The organism is Vibrio sp. McD22-P3, assembly GCF_021568915.1.
Taxonomy (GTDB): domain Bacteria; phylum Pseudomonadota; class Gammaproteobacteria; order Enterobacterales; family Vibrionaceae; genus Vibrio; species Vibrio mediterranei.
In genome coordinates, this window is sequence record NZ_JAKGTN010000030.1 from 41,116 (window position 1) to 62,951 (window position 21,836).

17 protein-coding genes are annotated in these 21,836 nt (G+C 44.1%); 7 read left to right on the plus strand and 10 right to left on the minus strand.

All coding sequences use genetic code 11. The annotated features are described in order from the left end of the window. Nucleotides 1-19: 19 nt before the first annotated feature. Nucleotides 20-1,687 (minus strand): glycoside hydrolase family 9 protein, encoded by a 1,668-nt coding sequence (locus tag L2W36_RS24845; protein WP_236111848.1) that lies wholly within the window; start codon nt 1,685-1,687, stop codon nt 20-22. Between the two features lie 152 nt (nt 1,688-1,839). Further along, nucleotides 1,840-2,817 carry a catabolite repressor/activator gene (cra, locus tag L2W36_RS24850; RefSeq protein ID WP_006069473.1) on the minus strand — a complete coding sequence of 326 codons (978 nt, stop codon included), beginning with the start codon at nt 2,815-2,817 and terminating at the stop codon, nt 1,840-1,842. A gap of 311 nt (nt 2,818-3,128) precedes the next feature. Between cra and fruB the strand changes: the two genes are divergently transcribed. The 4 genes from fruB (at nt 3,129) to L2W36_RS24870 (ending at nt 7,765) form a co-directional block, all read left to right on the plus strand. Further along, a complete protein-coding gene (gene fruB, locus L2W36_RS24855; RefSeq protein WP_236111849.1) occupies nt 3,129-4,262 on the plus strand; it encodes a fused PTS fructose transporter subunit IIA/HPr protein in 1,134 nt (377 codons plus the stop codon). A gap of 9 nt (nt 4,263-4,271) precedes the next feature. Beyond that, the gene (gene pfkB, locus L2W36_RS24860) at nt 4,272-5,222 is read left to right on the plus strand and encodes a 1-phosphofructokinase (RefSeq protein WP_031495977.1); all 951 of its coding nucleotides are present in this window, start codon (nt 4,272-4,274) and stop codon (nt 5,220-5,222) included. 57 nt (nt 5,223-5,279) lie between these two features. After that, nucleotides 5,280-7,016: a PTS fructose transporter subunit IIBC gene (gene fruA / locus L2W36_RS24865; protein WP_198559059.1), complete on the plus strand. Its 1,737-nt coding sequence runs from the start codon at nt 5,280-5,282 to the stop codon at nt 7,014-7,016. Nucleotides 7,017-7,183: 167 nt separating this feature from the next. Beyond that, the gene (locus tag L2W36_RS24870) at nt 7,184-7,765 is read left to right on the plus strand and encodes a mechanosensitive ion channel family protein (protein WP_006069468.1); all 582 of its coding nucleotides are present in this window, start codon (nt 7,184-7,186) and stop codon (nt 7,763-7,765) included. A gap of 1 nt (nt 7,766) precedes the next feature. On the opposite strand, the gene L2W36_RS24875 is transcribed toward L2W36_RS24870, so the two are convergent. The 4 genes from L2W36_RS24875 to L2W36_RS24890 all read right to left on the minus strand — a co-directional run bounded on the left by L2W36_RS24875 (nt 7,767) and on the right by L2W36_RS24890 (nt 12,408). Continuing rightward, nucleotides 7,767-8,819, minus strand: a complete 1,053-nt coding sequence (locus L2W36_RS24875) for a S1 family peptidase (RefSeq protein WP_236111850.1) — start codon at nt 8,817-8,819, stop codon at nt 7,767-7,769. A 125-nt stretch (nt 8,820-8,944) separates the two neighbouring features. Beyond that, nucleotides 8,945-10,018, minus strand: coding sequence for a S1 family peptidase (locus tag L2W36_RS24880; protein WP_236111851.1), 1,074 nt, complete (start codon nt 10,016-10,018; stop codon nt 8,945-8,947). Between the two features lie 244 nt (nt 10,019-10,262). Next, complete coding sequence (gene gcvT / locus L2W36_RS24885; RefSeq protein ID WP_236111852.1) at nt 10,263-11,396, minus strand: glycine cleavage system aminomethyltransferase GcvT; 1,134 nt, start codon at nt 11,394-11,396, stop codon at nt 10,263-10,265. 391 nt (nt 11,397-11,787) lie between these two features. After that, the gene (locus L2W36_RS24890; protein WP_006069464.1) at nt 11,788-12,408 is read right to left on the minus strand and encodes a helix-turn-helix domain-containing protein; all 621 of its coding nucleotides are present in this window, start codon (nt 12,406-12,408) and stop codon (nt 11,788-11,790) included. 394 nt (nt 12,409-12,802) lie between these two features. Between L2W36_RS24890 and L2W36_RS24895 the strand changes: the two genes are divergently transcribed. The 3 genes from L2W36_RS24895 to gcvP all read left to right on the plus strand — a co-directional run bounded on the left by L2W36_RS24895 (nt 12,803) and on the right by gcvP (nt 17,619). Continuing rightward, the gene (locus tag L2W36_RS24895; protein ID WP_006069463.1) at nt 12,803-14,110 is read left to right on the plus strand and encodes a serine hydroxymethyltransferase; all 1,308 of its coding nucleotides are present in this window, start codon (nt 12,803-12,805) and stop codon (nt 14,108-14,110) included. Between the two features lie 34 nt (nt 14,111-14,144). After that, complete coding sequence (gene gcvH, locus L2W36_RS24900) at nt 14,145-14,525, plus strand: glycine cleavage system protein GcvH (protein WP_006069462.1); 381 nt, start codon at nt 14,145-14,147, stop codon at nt 14,523-14,525. A 229-nt stretch (nt 14,526-14,754) separates the two neighbouring features. Next, nucleotides 14,755-17,619: an aminomethyl-transferring glycine dehydrogenase gene (gene gcvP / locus L2W36_RS24905; protein ID WP_236111853.1), complete on the plus strand. Its 2,865-nt coding sequence runs from the start codon at nt 14,755-14,757 to the stop codon at nt 17,617-17,619. Nucleotides 17,620-17,941: 322 nt separating this feature from the next. Here gcvP and L2W36_RS24910 read toward each other — a convergent pair whose 3' ends face one another. The 4 genes from L2W36_RS24910 to L2W36_RS24925 form a co-directional block, all read right to left on the minus strand. Further along, complete coding sequence (locus L2W36_RS24910; RefSeq protein ID WP_236111854.1) at nt 17,942-18,976, minus strand: reverse transcriptase family protein; 1,035 nt, start codon at nt 18,974-18,976, stop codon at nt 17,942-17,944. Between the two features lie 164 nt (nt 18,977-19,140). Beyond that, nucleotides 19,141-19,488, minus strand: a complete 348-nt coding sequence (locus tag L2W36_RS24915) for a hypothetical protein (RefSeq protein WP_236111855.1) — start codon at nt 19,486-19,488, stop codon at nt 19,141-19,143. A gap of 3 nt (nt 19,489-19,491) precedes the next feature. Beyond that, nucleotides 19,492-20,367, minus strand: coding sequence for a phosphoribosyltransferase-like protein (locus L2W36_RS24920; RefSeq protein ID WP_236111856.1), 876 nt, complete (start codon nt 20,365-20,367; stop codon nt 19,492-19,494). A 35-nt stretch (nt 20,368-20,402) separates the two neighbouring features. Further along, nucleotides 20,403-21,836, minus strand: a 1,434-nt coding sequence (locus tag L2W36_RS24925) for a type I restriction enzyme HsdR N-terminal domain-containing protein (protein ID WP_236111857.1), incomplete at its 5' end; no start/stop codon positions are given.

Genomic DNA, 21,836 nt, shown 5'->3' on the forward strand with positions numbered 1-21,836 from the left:
GGTAAGAGGGTGACTTATCTTACTCTTCCTGATAGTAGTCAATTACGGCGAGCAAACCGATTAATGCCGCATTGTAGTCAATGGCAAACTCATTCACAGCGTACGACTTTTCATCATCAACATAACTCAGCATTCCCAAGTCTTTAGGCGCGATGCCTGCTTGCCCTTTTATATTTGGTCCTCCCACCAAGAAACCTGGGAGACTTACACCTGTGCCAATTCGATATAAATGATGGAGATGTCTTACCGCATGAGTTCCAAAGTGGGTCACGTAACTCATATTAAAACCATTCGCACCAAGCAAGTAGTCTAGTTGAGCTTGAACCAACCACTGGTAATCCCGTTTACCAGAGATAATATCGTTCCAAGCAAGCAAGATACCAATCTCGGCAACCATTTTGTTGGAACCCCAAATGAACTTTCGGTTGGCAACATAGAAGGGTGATTGCTGAGCGCTCTTAGCATAATCACGCGCGACACTATCTAGATCCCTTTTCATAGATTCAACCAACTTGGTGTTGGTTTCAGTCATAATGTGCCATACCCCCATAAGCGCTGGATTTTTCCATTCAAAAAAATCGAGCATTGGGCGTCCGGTGGCAACAAGCTGGGAATAATGCGACTCAACATAGGACAGATAACTCTCTTTGTTAGCTGTGATATAGAGTTCTGCTGCCGCCCAAATTCTATCGTCGACGTCGGTCTCCAGCGCAATTTCTTTATCAAACTGGTTGTAAATGTAAGGGCCAGAACCACTGTCGTCCTCTTTTTGCCAATCGATATATTGCTCAGGTTGAGTCTCTAAATAACGCCATGCCAATTCTGCCGCAGCGAGCATTTGCTTTGACAAGGTTTTATCAAATGGTTGATAGATGCGCGATGCGAACGCTAGTGTAGCGGCAAACTTTGCGGTATCTGGCGTACTGACGCCATAGATATATCGAGTTTGGGTATCCAACCAAGGTGGAATTTTAGCAGGCCACGTCGCACCAGATAGCTTGCGATACACTGCTCCGTCTTTGCGCTGCATCTTCATCATCCAGTTCAGCTCATATAGCGCTTCAACTAAGATTGGGGGCATTGCTCCGTTAGGAGAATCAAACTGATTCGGTGACTGTCGGTAAGCGTCAAGCATTCTCGCTACGGTAATTGTCGCCGTGGCGATATATTTACCAAAGTCACCAGCATCATACCAACCTCCACTAGCATCAATAACTGTCCCTTTAGGGTTAAACTCATCTCCACGAAAAATCTCACCGTCTTTGATATGACTTGGCGGCCTCGCCATGCCTGTCACTGGTGAATACACGGCCTCACCAGAGCGCTGCAAAAACAACGCGTGTACTAAAGCAGTTTGCAATCCTTGGTAAACATTGTTTTTTATTTCGAAGGGTACCGAACGCTTATCTGCTGATTTTAGGACATACCAGCCAGGTTCGGCGACAACAGAAAAATCAGCAACATAAACCGGTTTGCCGTTGGGTAAATGGCTATTGTAGGTCAGGGGAAACCGAGCGACCTTAGCGTCATTGGGAATGGCAAGCAGATCAAGGTGCTTGCTTTCTGGATCGACCCAATACGCCCGTTTATTTGCGGAAGGTTCATAACCTAATTGGTTAACGACAATATCGTTGGCGTACGTCACCCAAGACAACATCACCGTAGCCCAAATCATCAAACCTTTCATCACGACTCCTTTACCGTCTTCCACCGAGAATATCGTTTGAAAGCAGTCTAGTAATCGGTTGATTGGTTTCCAGTAAACCCGCGATTAATTGCTTGAAATGTCGTGGGAAGTAGAGTGAAGCAATGACTTCAGATAAAAACGGCTACGCTGACCTACCTCATCTTTAGTTTCCTTGGAATAAGTTCAACTCCATGCTTATAACGCTTCGCAGACGCGTTTAACGCCAGCTCCAAAGCGCTATCGCAAATCAGCTCAAACTGCTGAGGTAACGAGTTTACTTTGGTCGGAAGAAAATCCAATAAACGGTTGTCACCAAATGTGGCGAGTTTAATCTTGCTCATTAACTCGGGCTGTTCGATAAGGACATCCAACACCCCTTCAAGTAAGGTATAAGACGTTGTCACAATAGCATCAGGAATAGAGTTCGCCTCAACCCAGTCACTAAACACACGCTTACCTTCGTCGTTATTAAAGTGCTCACCATACGTTACGTAACACTCGATACCCGCATCTTTCGCCGCGGACTCAAAACCCAACTGACGTTCACGAGAAATATTCAGTTCGGGCAGAGCTCCGATAAGTCCAACCGATTGCGTGCTGGTATCGATAACCGAGTTAGTAAGTTCAAACGCTGCACCAAAATCTTCACTAATCACACAACTAAAGTGTTCATCGTCCAACGAACGGTCAATCGCAATCACAGGGGTGCCACGATTTTGGATCGTAAGATAAAAGTCACTGGCTTCTGTTATAGCACTGGCAACAAACAACGCATCAATTCGACGAGAAACCAAGGCATCAGCTACAAGTTTTTCCGTTTCAGGATCATCATCTGAGCAACCGATTAGAATTTGGAACCCTGCTTTACGAGAGTTTTGTTCGAGCAGTTTTGCAATACGTGCATAACTGGTGTTCTCCAAATCAGGAATAATCAAACCAAATGAACGACTATGGCCAGCACGGAGTGATGATGCCGCATGATCTGGGCGGTAATTATGCTGTTCGACAACGGCCATTACCTTTTTTTGGGTTTTTTCAGAAATTCGATATTTCTGTGCTTTACCGTTGATTACATAGCTTGCTGTGGTCTTTGAGACCCCCGCTAACTTCGCTATTTCATCTAAAGTCATAACTCGATCCTTTTTGTGCGATGGATCATATAAATGAATTCCAACCTAACTGACAAGTTGAATTATAAGCTGAATCGGTTCAGTATAAAAGCTGAAAGGATTCAGCAAAGTTCACAGTTTTGAAAACTGACCTATATTTACAGTGACGTTGTCAGATAAAAATGTCAGTGAACATAGGAACTAGCACAGCAAAGTCGGTACAGCAAATACGCTTTGCTGAATTTTTTTAAAATTTTGCTGAATCGATTCAGTTTAGCTTAAAGCAGAACAAAGAATCGATTCAAGAACAAGAATAACGTGGGTGAGCGAACATGCTTGAACTAAACAGTAGTAACATCAAACTAAATCAATCGTCGGACGACAAACTAAGCGCAATCAAAGTGATTGCTGCTGATCTAACAGAAAAGGGCTTAGTTCAAGAAGGTTATGTCGACGGTATGCTTAATCGTGAAGGTCAAAACTCTACCTTCTTGGGCAACGGTATTGCCATTCCACACGGCACAACAGACACACGCGGTCTTGTAAAACAAACTGGTGTTGCGGTTCATCACTTCCCTAACGGTGTTGATTGGGGCGACGGCAACACTGCTTACGTCGCAATTGGTATTGCCGCAAAATCAGATGAGCACTTAGGCATCCTAAAACAGCTTACCAAAGTACTGTCTGCTGACGGCGTTGAACAAAAGCTTAAGCAAGCGAAGTCAGCAAACGAAATCATCGCTCTACTTAATGGTGATGTTCAGCTTGAAGCAGATTTTGACGCATCACTTATCCAACTTAACTTCCCTGCAAGCGACATGGTTCAAATGGCAGCAGTCGCTGGCGGTCTGCTAAAAAATACTGGCGGTGCTGGAACAGAATTCGTTGCAGACCTAGTGACTAAATCCCCTACTCACTTAGGTAAAGGTTTGTGGCTAGTGAGCAGCGACAAGGCGGTGACTCGCACAGGTATGGCGTTTGTTTCAACCATCAATCAATGTGAGTTAGACGGTACACCAGTACACGCTCTGATCGCATTTGCAGCTTGTAACAATGCTCACCAATCTATGCTCAACAAAATCACTGAAGTGGTATTCAAGCAAGAGCAAGAGAAGTTGCTATCACTATCCGCAGAACAGGTGCTGGGTTTCTTCACTGGCGAAGAAGTAGCAAGTGCCGATGTGACAGACGGAAACGTTGCCGTATTTAAGATTAAGAATGCGCATGGTTTGCACGCTCGTCCAGGTGCAATGTTAGTGGCAGAAGCGAAGAAATTCGAATCAACCATTACGGTTTCTAACCTAAACGGTGAAGGTAAAGCGGTTAATGCGAAGAGCCTAATGAAAGTGATTGCTCTAGGAGTAAAACATGGTCACGAATTGCAGTTCTCTGCTGAAGGCCCTGATGCAGCAGAGGCACTAGAAGCCATTGGTAAAGCGATCGCTTCCGGCCTTGGTGAAGGTTAAGGAGCCGTCATGACAGCACAAACTAATAAAGTGGTAACTATTACACTTAACCCCGCACTAGATCTCACAGGGAGTTTAGATACCTTAAACACAGGTTCGGTCAGTCTGGTTAATCAAGGTTCTCTGCATGCTGCGGGGAAAGGTGTCAACGTAGCGAAAGTGCTTAGTGATTTAGGTGCAGACGTTACTGTGACAGGTTTCCTGGGCAGCGACAACCAAGAGCTGTTCTGCCAACTTTTCGAGCAGATGGGTGCCAAAGACCATTTTATTCGAGTCTCAGGCTCTACTCGCATCAACGTGAAACTGGTCGAGAAGAACGGCGCAGTGAGCGACATTAACTTCCCAGGTGTAGAAGTCGACGAAGCAGCAATCCGTCAATTTGAAGCCACGCTTGATGAGTTGATGCAAGAGCACGATTACTTTGTCTTCGCGGGGAGTTTGCCTCGCGGTATTAGTAGCGAGCAATGTGCAAATTGGATCGAACGATTAGAGCAAAAAGGCAAACGCGTACTGTTCGATAGCAGCCGCGAAGCGCTTGCCAAAGGTCTAGATTCTAAGCCATGGCTAATCAAACCTAACGACGAAGAACTGTCTCAGTTCGTTGGTCGTCATTTAGAAACTCAAGAACAATGTTTAGAAGCAGCAGAGTCAATTTCAGACAAAGGCATTACCAATATTGTTGTTTCTATGGGTGCCGATGGCGTGCTTTGGTTTGAAAACAACCAATGGCTACAAGCAAAACCACCAAGAATGAATGTCGTTAGCACCGTTGGTGCGGGCGACACTCTGGTTGCAGGACTATGTTGGGGTCACATGCAATCATTCGCTAAAGAAGAATTACTCTCCTTTGCAACTGCACTGTCTGCTTTGGCGGTAAGTCAAGTGGGTGTTGGAGTGCCAAGCATTGAAGAAGTTAAATCACTACAACAACAAATACTGTTACAAGAGCTGAGCCGCTAATCGATCCGAATCTTTGATTCTGATTTTGTGGCACTTATGGACACAAAGGTCAAACCTATGAAAATTTCAATTATTACAGCCTGCCCTAGTGGGGTAGCAAACAGCATTATCGCAGCCGGATTGCTCGATCAAGCGGCTAAAGCACTTGGATACGATGCAACTATCGAATGTCACTCAAGTGTTGTTGAAACACAAACACTAACTGACGCGCAAATTGCTGACTCGGAAGTGGTGATTGTTGCCGCAAATGCGCCTGTGGATACACAGCGCCTAGTAGGTAAGAAAGTCTACCAAGCGAGCATTTCCGAGTGCACAACGGATCCAAAAGCGTTCCTAGCTAACGCAATCGAAAAAGCGACTGAGCTAACCGAAGGTACATCAGTTACTCCAGTTGCAGTTGAACAAACTGGTGGCGCGAAGAAAATCGTTGCTATCACGGCCTGTCCAACAGGTGTTGCACACACCTTCATGGCAGCAGAGGCACTAGAAGAACACGGTAAACGTCTAGGTCACACAATTAAAGTGGAAACTCGCGGCTCAGTAGGCGCCAAAAACCAGCTGACTGCTCAAGAGATCGCTGATGCTGACTTAGTCATCATTGCCGCTGATATTGAAGTGCCGCTTGATCGCTTTGACGGCAAGCTTTTGTACAAAACCAGTACAGGTCTAGCACTTAAGAAAACTGAGCAAGAAATCGATAAGGCCTTCGCTTCAGCGACTACTTACACTCACTCTGGTGCAAGCAACCAAGCAGGCGCAACGGAAGAGAAAAAAGGCGTTTATAAGCACCTTATGACTGGTGTATCTCACATGCTACCTGTTGTTGTAGCAGGTGGCTTGATCATCGCTCTGTCGTTCGTATTCGGTATCGAAGCATTTAAAGAAGAAGGCACACTAGCGGCTGCGCTAATGACCATCGGTGGTGGCAGCGCATTTGCTCTGATGATCCCTGTATTAGCAGGCTTCATTGCATTCTCAATCGCAGACCGTCCGGGTCTAGCTCCGGGTTTAATCGGCGGTATGCTGGCAAGCTCTACAGGTGCAGGTTTCCTTGGTGGTATCGCAGCAGGTTTCATTGCGGGTTATTCAGCAAAGTTGATTGCTGACAAAGTGTCTCTGCCACAGTCAATGGAAGCGCTTAAACCTATTTTGATCATCCCATTCCTAGCAAGTTTGTTCACTGGTTTGGTCATGATCTACATCGTTGGTGGTCCAGTTGCAGGCATCATGGCAGCAATGACTGACTTCCTAAACAACATGGGCAGCGCGAACGCAGTACTGCTGGGTATCATCCTTGGAGCAATGATGTGCTTCGACCTAGGTGGTCCAGTCAACAAGGCAGCATACACCTTTGGTGTTGGTCTACTAGCTTCTCAAACCTACGCTCCAATGGCAGCAATCATGGCTGCAGGTATGGTTCCTGCGTTAGGTATGGGCTTGGCAACGTTCCTAGCTAAAGACAAGTTCGAAGCAGGTGAGCGTGAAGCGGGTAAAGCATCTTTTGTACTGGGTATGTGCTTCATCTCTGAAGGTGCGATTCCATTCGCAGCAAAAGACCCAATGCGTGTTATCCCATCTTGTATGATTGGTGGTGCGTTAACAGGTGCTCTATCTATGTTAGTCGGTGCGAAACTAATGGCGCCACACGGTGGTCTGTTTGTTCTACTGATTCCAGGTGCCATCTCACCAGTGCTTATGTACCTAGTGGCTATTGCGGCAGGTACGGCAGTAACTGGCTTCACTTACGCTTTCCTAAAGCGTCGTGAAGAAAGCAAAGAAGTGGCGACAGCCTAACCCATTTAAAAGTCCAAGTGAGCCTACTCACTTGGCACTATGCCACCCCCAAATAGGCATTTTCAGCGCTGCTCCTCGCAGCGCTTTTTTGTGTTTTTACTATTAGCTTGTATTCCGTCCCTTTGGGCTCCATATTCCTTATGACTTGTTAACGAACTCTGAATACCATGGAACATTTACTACGCCTAGCGAACTCAATTCCGCATACCCTCTCGGTCCAAATCTTACTTGCGATCGTGCTATTTCTTGGTTATTACCTGTTTACTAAGCTGGTAAATGGTTGGATTAAACGGTTATCAGAAACCAAGAAAGTATCTGCCGCTAGAAGCAGTTTTATCCTGAGAACTTTCAATATCGCTTTTGCCTTCATATTTATTGCCATATTCTCTATTACTGTGGGTGTTGGATACGGCGACTTATCACTGTTCTTCTCCTCAGTTTTTGCAGTATTAGGTGTCGCTCTCGTCGCACAGTGGTCAATGTTGAGCAACATAACCGCTAGTTTCTTGATCTTTTTCGTCTTTCCTTATCGTGTTGGTGACCGAATTAAGGTGGTTGATAAAGACGAGGATATTTCTGGCATTATTCAAGACATACGAATGTTCCACGTCTTAATTAGGCACGACAATGGCAACTTAATTACCTATCCAAATAGCCTAATGCTACAAAAAAGTGTGATTAAACTTGCACCTAAGAAAAAGCCGAGTACAACGACTCGACTTTACACAAGAATCAGAAAGGACTCATAACTTAGCCAAGGCGACGTCTGTATCCCGCGATAACAAGTAACGCCAGCGATGTGAACCAGGTCAGTGCCCCACCACCGCCACCCGAAGATGTGTTGGAGGAAGTCGTGCCACCAGTGTAGATAACCTGACCATTAGCTGATAGATAGTCCAATCGCGCTTGTTCATCGGAAACAATAAACGGCGTTTCCGATCCGGCTAACACACTATCAATCCACGTCGCATAATCCGCTATTTCTGTATATGCAGCCGTTACCAAAGATTGAGGGTCACCACACGTCGCTGGACCAAAACTCGTAATACCAACCTGCTGGTAACTACCATTATTGTTCCAGTAAATAGGACCACCGGAATCTCCCTGACACGTCCCCGCTTTCAGCCCAGTTGATTGACTAACATCGCCACTGAAACAAACCTGCTTATCTGTTAAATTATTGCCATTCTGAAAGTTTGAAGCACAATCCGCATTACTTACCCAAAACAAATTCGCCTTTTGCAAAATCGGTGTGCCATCTACACCGGAGCGTGTGTTGCCATGCCCTACAGCAACAAAGCTCTCATTGGCGTTTCGATAGCTTTGCGTCGTAACACGATTAACATTACTCCCTGAAGACGCTGGTGATTCCAGTTTCAAAATAGCGATATCATTAGGCAGTAGTAAGGTAATGTTGTTGTTAAAATCAGGATGAATATATACTTCGGTGACACGGCGCCGGTCCGCATTCAAGAAATCTCGTTCACTTTCCAACATGGCAACAGCGGATGTGAAAAGTAACGCCCCCATATCACCTTCAATACAATGAGCCGCCGTCATCACATATTCCGACGTTAAGAACGTTCCCCCACAATAGGCTCCACTTGAGTAGCGACCATCGTAATCCGTAGAATCAATGTATAAGCTAACAAAAGAATCAAAGTCGTTGATTGAAGCGTCTTCCCCACCAACAATCATAGGTGCAATATCAATTTCATCCGCGTTAGTTGGTAACGTCAAAACACTTAATGAACTTAAAAGGGCAAGTAACGAACCGGAATGGTTGGCGAACCATGATTTCATAAAAAACTCCCTTTGCAACCCAACTTATCGACGACGCCATCGGAGCGGTCGTTCATAAATAAGTATAGAGCTCAACCAAGGGAGTTCGAGAAATTGTTGTTAAGCAGCAGTATCGAAAGTAAGACTCAGACTTGAATTGTCTTTCGGCGTCTCATCCAGCCCAAACCAACCAGTAACGCAACAAAAGAAAAATGCACCGCTCCACCACCTCCAGAGCCCGAAGAGGAACTCGAAGAAGAACCATTATTGCCAGATGAACCAATGTTATAGCCTTTACTGATCAGATAATTACGCCTCGCGGTATCGTTGGACACATGTTTAGCTACCTCTTGTCCATTAAGGACACGATTAATCCAATCAGAATAATCCGCTATTTCGGTAAATACCGCAGTTACCGAGCGATTTTTGTCGCCACAAGGTACGGGTCCAAAGCTTGTAACACCAACCTGAACTTGCTGACCATTGTTATCCCAATAAATAGGTCCACCTGAGTCGCCTTGGCAAGTACCTGCTAACAATTTCGTCGCGCTGCTGTAATCACCTGTGAAACAAATTTGCTTCGGGGTTAGGTAACTACCATCCGAGAATGCACCGGCACAAACAGTGTTGTCCACATACGTTAGATTCACTTTCTGCAGTACATCAAACGCATCGTGACCATAACTTGTATTACCATGGCCTACAGCAGTAAACACGCTCGCAGGGTTGCGATAGCTTTCATTATTTGGACGGTTTATTGCCGTCCCCACTCCTAATGCAGACTCTAGTTTAAGTATCGCAATGTCGTTGGGTAATAATTTATTAATGTCATCGACATAGCTAGATGGATAAAATATCTCAACTACACGTCTTTTTTCCGAGTTAACGTAATCTGACTCATACTGCAAGTTAGGTGCAGCCATTGTAAGTAGCTGCGAGTCGCGATTGCCATAAACACAATGCGCCGCGGTCAAAACATATTCAGAATTAAGAAGTGTTCCCCCACAATAAGGAGAGGAAGAATAACCCACGCCATACTCTTGACCGTCCAAATATAAGCTAACAAACGACGGATAATCGGCAACATTCGCCGTACTACCGTTAACAATATAAGGTGTGACTTCGACTTGAGCGTTAGCTGGTGAAGTGATAGAAAACGCTAGCACTGTATACGCGAGCGATGTAAATGCAGCGCGTTTATAAGGTAATGATAGAATCACTAGACAGTTACTCCTTGTACACTATCGACGAACTGAGATTCATTCTCTTTTGATATCACTCTCGCAAAAAACATGCAAACAAGATATGACTTTTGTGTGGGGTTACCTCACTAATTATTTAATACCATACGGTTTTTTCATTTTGTGGCCTTTTCTATCGTTCATAGAAACAATGTCCTAAAATGAAAAAAGCACCGCTAATGCGATGCTTATTATCACCTAGTTCTGTGTTGTAGAACTGTGTTTAGCCACGGTAGTAGCGTTGAGGAACGAATGGCATTTTCTCTACTGTCATAGCCAGCTTTTTACCACGAACATCAGCAAATATTTCGGTACCGATTGCCGCGAATTCAGTCGCAACATAAGCCATTGATACAGGCTTGCCTGCTGTAGGACCAGCAGTACCACTTGTCACCATGCCGATTTCGTTATCATTAGCATCAAACAACTTCGCACCTTCACGAACCGGCGCTTTGGTTTGGCCAACAAGTCCAACACGTTTGCGTGCCACGTCTTTAGTTTCGATTTGCTTTAGGATAATGTCTGCACCCGGGAAGCCACCAGCACGCTCACCGTCAGCACGGCGAACCTTTTGAATGCCCCATAGCAGACTCGCTTCAACTGGTGTCGTCGTAGTATCCAGATCATGACCATATAGACACAGGCCACATTCCAGACGAAGTGAGTCACGGGCGCCAAGACCAATCCACTCTACTTCTTCAAAGTCTGTTAGAGATTTCGCCAGTGCTTCTGCATTTGCAGATGGAACTGAAATTTCATAACCATCTTCTCCAGTGTAACCTGAACGGCTAACAATGCACTCAACGCCATTGATGTCGAGTTTTCTCACGTCCATAAATAGCATATCTGCTACTTCAGGTTGTACACGAGCCAACACTTCAGCGGCTTTTGGCCCTTGAAGCGCAAGTAGAGCACGATCTTCAATCACTTCCATTTCTACGCCATCAGTAAGGTGCGCTTCTAAGTGAGTGATGTCTTGTTCTTTACATGCAGCATTTACGACTACAAACAAGTGGTCGCCTAGATTCGCAACCATCAAGTCGTCCATGATGCCGCCTTCTTCATTAGTGAAGAAAGCATAACGCTGCTTACCTTCCGGTAAATCGATAATATCAACTGGCACCAATGACTCTAGAATCTTCGCTGCGTTTTCTCCGTATAGACGCACTTGTCCCATGTGAGACACATCAAACAGACCAGCCGCATCGCGACAATGCAAGTGCTCTTTCTTCACACCAAGTGGATACTGAACTGGCATATCATAGCCAGCAAAAGGAACCATCTTCGCCCCCACTTCCACGTGTAATGCATGCAGTGGTGTTTTCAACAAATCTTGGGTTGCTTGTTCTTGAGCCATTGTATTCTCCATTGGGTCGGGCTGCATTAATTAGCCCTGCTCCTAAATCGGGGATGTCTAAATTCCGCTATCCCTAATTTATCTGCTTTGCAGTAGGAATGGCGGAGCATGAGTTATCGCACCTTACGTCTTATAGTTGACGCCTATACGAAGTTAGATTTTCGTCATTTGGAAACCTTGTTTCCTATAATAAACAAGAATGCGCCCATTTTTCACCTTTAACAAGATATGAACACTCAAAAATGTGACATTTAACATTCCATTCACAGAGTGACAAGCATGAAAAAAGCGTGGTTTCGACGACATTTTCATCAAAACCACGCTCGTTCACGACTTTTAAACACAAAAGCAAACGTTTGCCTTTATTATAGGAAACTATCTCGTTTGACGATTATTTCGCCGTCACCCACAAAATATGGGCATCTTCTTCACTGACGGATATCAGCATATGACCCATATTTGCATCGTAATACACACTATCTCCCGCCGACATTATCATCGGCTCATAAAACTCAGAAAAGAACTTCACTTCCCCTGAGAGAATCAGCAAAAATTCCTCACCATCATGTCGTACCCAGTCACCATATTCTTCGAAGGTTCTAGCCCTAACAGTACTCTTAAAAGGCATCATCTTTTTGTTTGATAGCTGAGTGGCAAGTAACTCATGCTCATAGGTAGGTGTTGGGTGAGGTTTACCTTCACCTCGACGAGTAAAATCACGACGACCGGTTGCCACCTTTTTCTTAGGTGGTTCAAATAGTTGCGGCATATCTATATGCAAGCCCAATGCAAGTTTTTGCATGGCTTGAAACGTTGGCGATATCTGTTCGTTTTCAATCTTACTTAACGTTGAACGTGCAAGGCCAGTTCTTTGACTCGCTTCTTCTAACGTCAGTCCTAGTTTAGCGCGAATATCTTTAATTCTTTCGCCTAGTTTTAGAGGCTCAATGTTCTCATCACCTTCCTTCGCTAAAGTCAGCGATGGGTATTCATCATAGATGTCTTCTGACATGCTTTCCCTCTTCTACCAGTAACTTCCTGTGACTCATTTTCATTGTTGCATGAAGCTGTGTCTTTATTAAAGACCATGTACAAAAATAAAGCGTGCTCTCCGTAACAGTTTTGGAAACTGTGTTTCCTATAGGAAATTTTTGATTGATTGTTGGTGCCGAGCGAGGTATGTTATCGGCTTGTTAGATGAAGAGATGCATTAGCGAGTACAGGTCCGTTGCGTTGTTAACTCCAACCTGTGCCGTTTTTTTGAATGATTTAGTCCTACTTTTTGGGACATTCTCGCGCTGCAACATTGGACTTTTGTTTCGTCCAAGCAGTACTAAGACAAGCCTCAGTCAGTACCAACAATAGGTAATAAAAGGCACTGATTGAACAATGGAAGGTTCACCGCCATGAATGCTCAGTACTTGAAAAGCTACCAAAATCACAGCCTAGAAAGCTTCTTCTCAACCAACCTGTCTGCTACAGACGACGCAGTATTCACCGGAATACAAGCCGAGTTTGTCCGTCAAAATGAACAAATCGAGCTTATCGCTTCTGAGAACATCGTTTCTAAAGCGGTAATGCAAGCACAAGGCACATGCCTGACCAACAAATACGCAGAAGGTTACCCAAACCGTCGCTACTACGGTGGCTGTGAACACGTAGATACAGTCGAAGCTATTGCTATTGAACGTGCAAAAACCCTTTTTAAGTGTGAATACGCAAACGTTCAACCTCACTCTGGCGCACAAGCAAACGGCGCAGTTAAGCTAGCCCTTTTACAGCCGGGTGACACCATTATGGGTATGTCGCTTGATGCAGGTGGTCACTTAACTCACGGCGCACGTCCAGCACTGTCTGGTAAATGGTTTAATGCTGTTCAGTACGGCGTTGATAAAGATACATTAGAAATTAACTACGACGACGTTCGTGCCTTAGCCGTTGAACACAAACCAAAAATGATTATCGCAGGTGGTAGTGCCATTCCACGTGTTATTGATTTCGCCAAGTTCCGTGAAATTGCTGACGAAGTGGGTGCAATCCTGATGGTAGATATGGCACACATCGCTGGTCTTATCGCAACAGGTGCTCACCCTAGCCCATTACCGCATGCGCATGTTGTCACTACGACAACACACAAAACGCTACGCGGCCCTCGCGGCGGCATGATCCTGACTAACCACGAAGACATCATTAAGAAGATTAACTCTGCGGTATTCCCGGGTCTTCAAGGTGGTCCACTAATGCACGTCATCGCAGCAAAAGCCGTGGCATTTGGCGAAGCTTTAGGCCCTCAGTTCTCAACTTATATCGATTCAGTGATCGCTAACGCAAAAGTTCTAGCCGAAGTATTGCAAACTCGCGGTTGTGACATTGTGACTGGCGGTACAGATACGCACCTTATGCTTGTTGACTTACGACCTAAGGGTCTGAAAGGCAACAAAACAGAAGAAGCATTGGAGCGTGCGGGGATCACATGTAACAAAAATGGCATCCCGTTTGATACAGAAAAACCTATGATTACTTCTGGTATTCGCTTAGGGACGCCAGCTGGAACCACTCGCGGTTTCGGTACTGAAGAATTCAAACTCATCGGTGAGTGGATTGGCGATGTTCTTGACGGTCTGGTAGAAAACCCTGAGGGTAACCCAGAAGTCGAACAACGTGTTCGTAAAGAAGTGAAGGCACTGTGTGCTCGCTTCCCACTTTACACTTAAAGAATAAAACATCCTTAATTTTGGAGATAAAGCAATGGATAACACTTTGAAGTTTTCTGACAGCCACGAATGGGTACGTGACAACGGTGACGGTACTGTGACTATCGGTATTTCAGAGCACGCTCAAGAGATGTTAGGTGACGTAGTATTCGTTGACCTACCAGAAGTAGAAGACGAAATCGAAGCGGGTGAAAGCTTCTCTCTAGTAGAGTCAGTGAAAGCAGCTTCCGACATTTACGCGCCAGTTTCAGGTGAAATCGTTGAAATCAACGAAGAGCTTGAAGACAGCCCTGAGCTTATCAACGAAGAGTCGTACGAAGGCGGCTGGATTGTTAAGGTGAAAATGTCTGACGCCTCTGAGCTTGAAAACCTTAAGAGTGCAGAAGAGTATCAAGCTTCTATCGAAGACGAGTAAGCAATATACAGACGTTGCTTGTCTGTTTTAGTGTCGCCTAACTTGAACCGACGCATCCGTAAAAAAGCGTCGTCATCCCTGCGTAGGCAGGGATCTCATTTTATTTGGGCACATACTTTTAGTAGATTCCTGCCTGCGCAGGAATGACGTAAAAAGTAGGAATGACGTTAAAAATTCGAGCAACGATTTTAAAGATCTCGCAGAGGATCTTTGAGAAGGTAAAGGAATCATGACTGAATTACTTCAAAGCCTAAGCACGCAAAATGAATTTGTTGCACGCCACAATGGGCCAAACAAATCTGACCAACAAAAGATGCTGGACGCGATTAACGTACTCAATCTAGATACGCTAATTGAAGAAACTGTCCCAGCGCAAATCCGCCTTGAAACGCCAATGACGCTAGACGCTCCAATGAGCGAAGCGGACATGTTGGTTGAAATGAAAAAGTTCGCGGATTTGAACCAAGTTAAACGCACATTCATCGGTCAGGGTTACTACAACACCTTCACGCCAAACGTGATTCTGCGAAATGTTCTGGAAAACCCAGGCTGGTACACAGCTTATACACCTTATCAGCCTGAGATCTCTCAAGGCCGTCTTGAGTCACTTCTAAACTACCAACAAATGGTCATGGACCTAACTGGTATGGAAATCGCTAACGCGTCGCTACTTGATGAAGCAACTGCAGCGGCAGAAGCGATGACCCTATGTAAGCGTGCTGGTAAGAGTAAGAGCAAAGTCTTCTTTGTCGCTGACGATGTACACCCACAAACATTAGAAGTTGTGAAAACTCGTGCAGAGTTCATCGGCTTTGAGGTTCAAGTTGGTTCACTTGAATCACTACCTGAACAAGACGTGTTTGGTGCACTAGTACAGTACCCTGGCACAACAGGTGAAGTTCGCGACCTAACTGACATCATTGCTAAAGCACAAGCAAACAAAACGCTAGTAACGGTAGCCACCGACCTTCTTGCTTCTGCTCTACTTAAGCCTGCGGGTGAAATGGGTGCAGACGTAGTTATCGGTTCTGCACAACGCTTTGGTGTACCAATGGGCTACGGCGGTCCACACGCAGCGTTCATGGCAACAAAAGATAAGCATAAGCGTACTATGCCTGGTCGTGTTATCGGTGTTTCTATCGATACTAACGGCAACCAAGCACTTCGTATGGCAATGCAAACTCGTGAGCAACACATCCGCCGCGAGAAAGCGACATCCAACATCTGTACTGCGCAGGCACTGCTTGCCAACATGGCTGCGTTTTACGCGGTTTACCACGGTGAAGAAGGCCTTAAAACTATCGCTCGCCGTACACACCACATGACAGCTATCCTAGCAGCAGGTCTGACTAAATCTGGTTACGAACTGGCTCACAACAGCTTTTTCGACACCATCACAGTCAATACTGGTGAGAACACAGATAAGCTGCTTCAAAAAGCCGTGGCGTCTGACATCAACCTACGTCAACTAGATGGTCAAATCGGTATCAGCTTCGATGAGACAACAACGATTGAAGATATCAACGTCCTATTTGCCGTCTTCGAAGTTAAAGAGAAAGTAGAAACTCTATCTGCTGAAATCGCTAGTAATGAGTTTGCTGCTATTCCAGAGAACTGCCGTCGTACTTCTCGCTACCTAACTCACTCTGTGTTCAACACGCACCACAGCGAAACACAGATGATGCGCTACCTAAAACAGCTTGAGAACAAAGACTTCTCACTGACGCACGGTATGATTCCACTAGGCAGCTGTACCATGAAGCTAAACGCAGCAGCTGAAATGATTCCAGTAACTTGGCCAGAGTTTGGTTCTATTCACCCATTCGCTCCAATTGACCAAGCGGCGGGCTACACAGCCCTAGCGACTGACCTTAAGAAGAAGCTATGTGAAATCACAGGCTACGATGAGTTCTCACTGCAACCTAACTCAGGTGCATCTGGTGAGTACGCTGGTCTGATTGCGATTCAACGCTATCATGAAAGCCGTGGCGAAGGTCACCGTAACGTTTGTTTGATTCCAAGCTCCGCACACGGTACAAACCCAGCGACAGCGTCAATGGTGTCAATGAAAGTGGTAGTGGTGAAGTGTGACGACAACGGTAACATCGACACTGACGACCTAGCTGCGAAGATTGAAAAACATCGCGAAAACCTATCAAGCATCATGATCACCTACCCTTCTACACACGGTGTGTACGAAGAGCATGTGAAAGAAGTGTGCGAAATGGTTCACGAAGCTGGCGGTCAGGTTTATCTAGATGGTGCGAACATGAACGCACAGGTTGGTCTGACTAACCCTGGTTTCATCGGCTCTGATGTTTCTCACCTGAACCTTCATAAAACCTTCTGTATCCCGCACGGTGGTGGCGGTCCAGGCATGGGTCCTATCGGTGTAAAATCACACCTAGCACCTTTCCTTCCAGGCCACATTGAAAATGGTGTTGAAGGTAGCGATTACGCGGTATCCGCAGCAGATCTAGGCAGTGCTTCTATCCTACCAATCTCTTGGGCATACATTGCAATGATGGGTGAGGCTGGCCTAACTGACGCAACTAAAGTCGCAATTCTAAACGCGAACTATGTAATGGAACGTCTACTTCCACACTACCCTGTTCTTTACCGTGGCACTAACGGCCGCGTAGCGCACGAATGTATTATCGACATTCGTCCACTGAAAGACGAAACAGGCATTAGTGAAGAAGACATCGCTAAGCGTCTAATGGACTACGGTTTCCACGCACCAACGATGTCGTTCCCAGTTGCTGGCACGCTAATGGTAGAGCCAACAGAGTCAGAGGACCTTGAAGAGCTAGACCGTTTCTGTGATGCAATGATTGCGATCCGCAACGAAATGACACAAGTTAAAGAAGGGGTTTGGCCACTAGATAACAACCCGCTTGTTAACGCGCCTCACACACAAGTAGACCTATCAAAAGAAGAATGGGATCGCCCGTACTCTCGCGAACTAGGCTGCTTCCCGTCAAGCGCGACTAAGAGCTGGAAATACTGGCCAACGGTTAACCGCGTAGACAACGTGTACGGCGACCGTAACCTAATTTGCTCTTGCCCAAGCATTGATAACTACGAAGACTAGTTTTCTATGTGATCACAGATAACCAAGTTGGAAACTGTGATAACCGAGTTGGAAACCGATAACTAAGTTGGAAACTAACTTGAATAACAAAAGGCGAACCATTTGGTTCGCCTTTTCTTTTCCCACACTAGAGCCTTCACTAGAACTCTAATAACGTTGCTCTTAAAAATATAGACAACATAATGTACGACAATAGGTCATCTTCAACTGAAGACGACAAGTTAAACGATGAAACCATGCAGGCAGCACTATGTGTTTACGTTCATCAAAACCATAAACGGATCTGCAAACAAAGATTTAAATTCAAAGGAGGAGAAATTGTCTAAGAGTTTGAAAAAAGTTGACTTTTTAGCTCCAAAAGCTCCTTCAGGCTGTCTCTTACATAGTCGTTATTTGGTTCAATATGTAGAATGTAACTTCCCCTACCAATAACTTCGTCTAAATATAGCGGCTTTAAGGGCTTTATACTCCCGTCAAACTGACGTTCTCGATTCCTAATTAGGTAATAACTTTCTTGGCGATATGCTCGCCTCATTTTTTTAGAAACGCGAAGAGACCTATCTGTAACGATTAAACCTGTAACAATCTTTTTATCTTTCGGCTTTAGTAAGCGTACTTTGTCTTCATTTACAGGTAACCCAAACTCCTCTATATGATGTATAAGTTCACTGCAAACATCATCAGAAATAGAGTTTCCTGAAAAGGTTATATCGTCGGCATATCGCGTGTAGGTTAGAGAATATTGCCCAGAAATGTCTTGAAGTGTCTCATCCAACTCTTTCAAAATAATATTGCTCAATATCGGGCTTGTGCAGGCTCCTTGCGGTAGTGTTCCATTGTAAGTACAAAGATTCGAAAGGACAGATGCTACATTCTCAGCATATCCACAATTAATATACACCTGCCTTACTTGGGACTTACTAATTCTATTAAAAAAGTCTTTAATATCTAACTTCAAAAGCTCTCTAGCACCAATATGGGCACGTGCGTTTTCGATATGAGATCGCCCTTTCGTGTATGCATAAGCATTATCACTAATAGTTAAACACTCTAAAATGTTTTCTTTCAACCACGATTGAACATACGCTAGCTTCGGATATGGAGAGCGAATTCCGCGAACCCCTCCTCGCTTCTTAGGTATGCGAAAGCTGCGATAAAAAAGAGATGGTGCGCCCGACATTCGGCTTAATAGACCAAGCTCTATTCCAAGTAACTTAGAAAGGTGCTCGACCTCAAATATAACTGGGAGGTTAGATATCGCTAGATTATTAGCATACTCAGCAAGAACATTTGCCTGCTTAGTGTGTACACCATTCGAACATAAGTAATCTAACCATCTAATGTATTCTGGGCTCAAATCTAGCTCCGTGAGATAGGTAGCTATCCAGTATCACAATATCTTTGAAATCATAAGAACGAAGTGAGGTTAAAAAACCCCTCAACGGCATAGGCGAATCACCTATGGGAGCTAAGCTCCAACACTAATACTGGATAGCTACAAACTATGTTATGCAAAAAAAATTACTCGTCAACAAGTAATTTTTCGTCTAATCGTTCAAAATTAGGCATTGATAAATCATTAGGGTTTAATGCCTTGGTCTTGTACCCATCAATAATCTCTTGTTCTAGATGTAACTCTCTATGACAAACGACTCTATAGACATAAGCTAGATGCTTTTTGGTCAGATGCCTTCTTACTCTGAAACTATGTCCGTTAAGTTCAAGGACACCAGCATCAGACAATGTGTACACAACTTCTTTCGCTTGACTGAAGGAGAAACGATATAGTTGGTTTAGCTCAAAGAGGTCATGATCTTTGCCATCAGAGACAAGCTTTATTAACGATGAAACGTTCGATTTGCTGACCATTTGCTACAACCTATAGAAGAGTGTGTTACGGAATTTATCTTTACCTTTGGGGGCTATCCAGAATATTGGAAATACATTATTCGCGCAGTTCGTATACTGAACTTGATAGAGAGCTTCAGACTTATTGAAACCCAGACTGCAACTGCCTGTAAACGGCTTCCAACTATATCTTTCTTCTAAGGTTTTTTCCATTTTCAGCATGAGCTCTATCTCTTCAGATTTTTGCTGTGGACTAATTTGTTGCTCAGAGATTCCCTTTTTGACAAGAACGGGGCAAACAACTTCGTTGTCTAAATTCTGCTCTATATACCTAACACCAAACTCCATACCTGCAAGAGCGAATATATGGATCTTTGGCACCTTAACCTTTCTCTGAACCAAGTTTTTGGAAAACTCATTCACTTTTTTTACCATAGTTTCCCCAGAACCAATAAAATCATCAAAAATAACTACATTTTCATAATCCTTATTTGTTAACTTTTGATAGCTAGACTCAAGAGAAGCAACCAAAGACTGCTCACTCCATGTTCTATGCTGGGCTAAGTAAAACTTAAAAAAGTACTGCCATGCTTTAGACCCATCAGATTCTGATTCTCTTGCTGTGGCAATTATGAGAGTTTTCTCGGGATCTAGCTTTAGCTCTTCAATTTTCGTCACCAATCGAGCTATATCATTGATTCTATCCGAAATTTGATAGTGTTCTACCCTCTTCAGAAGGGTAAGTATCAATGCACGCTCTGACTCATTCTCGAACTCATTAAGTAAAGTAGTCAAACCTGCGTCATAGCACTCACTCTGAAGCCATTCGACCTCTTCTTTGTATTTATCGACGAGATAAAAGTCATCGGAATTCTGTGCCTTGGGTTGATAAAGGGTCATACAATTTATCTGTTAATAACGTTAAATTTAGTCAATTAGTGGTCTTCCTGAAGCTCAAGTACGAGTGATGATGCATTTTCATTCTCAAGTGAGCTTCTCTTTAATTTCAACTTATCAAGTAAGTAGTGGTTAGATAACTCAAACTCATCAAAAATGGTTGCCCAAGTTTTAACAAACCCTTTGATTCGCCCTTTATCTTGGCTAAATACTAGCCCTGGCTCATTTTTCTCTTGCGCTGTTTCAAGTGCAGAAGGGATATCGTAATCACCATCTGATACTTTTCTCCCAACAAGAATCAGCTCAAATTTCATCTTTTGATCGGAGAAGCCAACATGCTGAGCTATGATCCTTGCATAATCCTTTATTTGATTTAAGTGTTTCCGATTGAGAGCTACGCTCGGCTTTTTAATCTCAATAATCGTGCATTTGAAATAAGGTCTATTGGAAGAATCGAAGGCCATCATTTTGCGGGCAAGAAACAAGTCAACTTGTCGTCTTACACCCTCAACATTAAGACCTTCTTCAAGGTCTTTATGTTCGAAATCTTCCTCATCTAGAGTATTAATCCCTTTAACATGATTTCTCAATTCTACTGCTATCTTCTGAAAATCCGCCTCTTCGGCCCCAATTAATGAATATTGATTGCCGAACAACCACGTGTTCTTTTCAATGATCTGTTGTAAATCGGGTGTTTCAAGCACTTCTTTATAATGCCGAACCATTAACTCTCTTAATTTGTAAATAGCCATGTCACGTTTTTGAAGCACTTCTATGGTGGCAATAACATTCTCCAAAGACGTTTTTGAAAGCTGATTCGACAAAGTACTTAGCTTTTCTCCCTCAAGGCCTAGCACACACTCTAAAACATCCAGAAGCTCGTCATTTTCATTTGAAACGAGTACTTTATCCAATAGTGCTATGAGAATTTTTGCCTGTTTGGGTTTTAAGTTCCTAAAAAGAGTCGGGTCAGCTACATAGATCTCTCGAACAACACTTTTAATGTTTTTTCGACGCCAAGTTTGTTCATCATCTGGCAGGTTACTATGCTCTGGAAAGAAACCCTTGTTTTCATACAGGGCAATCTGCATTTCAACCTGTTCTATCTGAAACTGCTCATAGATTTCTGAACTAACCTGAGAAATTCTTTTTGAGAGCTCCTTATAGATTGGGCTCGTCGGGTTCGCTAAAGGCTCATTGCTAAAGTTAAGGCTACCAGAGTATTTATCAAAAGATCGAATCCATTGAGAGGATGTATATGTACTTAAATAGAAACCAGTTTTCTTGTTGAAACTACTTAATTCCCTGAATACAACTCTTCCGTCAGAATTGACTAGGTAGTTGTACGACTTCTCAACACCTGGTTTATCAACCCCCCCTCTGGCAGGATTGTTGTCACTGTTAAAATTTAACCAGTATGGGCGGTATTGAGTAAACTTTGTCTCGTATACCAGCAGAAAGAAAAGAAGCCA

Excerpts from the sequence above, each read along its gene's own strand:
- L2W36_RS24845 (WP_236111848.1), bottom strand. The coding sequence starts at position 1,687 with ATGAAAGGTTTGATGATTTGGGCTACGGTGATGTTGTCTTGGGTGACG.
- cra (WP_006069473.1), bottom strand. The coding sequence starts at position 2,817 with ATGACTTTAGATGAAATAGCGAAGTTAGCGGGGGTCTCAAAGACCACA.
- fruB (WP_236111849.1), top strand. The coding sequence starts at position 3,129 with ATGCTTGAACTAAACAGTAGTAACATCAAACTAAATCAATCGTCGGAC.
- pfkB (WP_031495977.1), top strand. The coding sequence starts at position 4,272 with ATGACAGCACAAACTAATAAAGTGGTAACTATTACACTTAACCCCGCA.
- fruA (WP_198559059.1), top strand. The coding sequence starts at position 5,280 with ATGAAAATTTCAATTATTACAGCCTGCCCTAGTGGGGTAGCAAACAGC.
- L2W36_RS24870 (WP_006069468.1), top strand. The coding sequence starts at position 7,184 with ATGGAACATTTACTACGCCTAGCGAACTCAATTCCGCATACCCTCTCG.
- L2W36_RS24875 (WP_236111850.1), bottom strand. The coding sequence starts at position 8,819 with ATGAAATCATGGTTCGCCAACCATTCCGGTTCGTTACTTGCCCTTTTA.
- gcvT (WP_236111852.1), bottom strand. The coding sequence starts at position 11,396 with ATGGCTCAAGAACAAGCAACCCAAGATTTGTTGAAAACACCACTGCAT.
- L2W36_RS24890 (WP_006069464.1), bottom strand. The coding sequence starts at position 12,408 with ATGTCAGAAGACATCTATGATGAATACCCATCGCTGACTTTAGCGAAG.
- L2W36_RS24895 (WP_006069463.1), top strand. The coding sequence starts at position 12,803 with ATGAATGCTCAGTACTTGAAAAGCTACCAAAATCACAGCCTAGAAAGC.
- gcvH (WP_006069462.1), top strand. The coding sequence starts at position 14,145 with ATGGATAACACTTTGAAGTTTTCTGACAGCCACGAATGGGTACGTGAC.
- gcvP (WP_236111853.1), top strand. The coding sequence starts at position 14,755 with ATGACTGAATTACTTCAAAGCCTAAGCACGCAAAATGAATTTGTTGCA.
- L2W36_RS24915 (WP_236111855.1), bottom strand. The coding sequence starts at position 19,488 with ATGGTCAGCAAATCGAACGTTTCATCGTTAATAAAGCTTGTCTCTGAT.
- L2W36_RS24920 (WP_236111856.1), bottom strand. The coding sequence starts at position 20,367 with ATGACCCTTTATCAACCCAAGGCACAGAATTCCGATGACTTTTATCTC.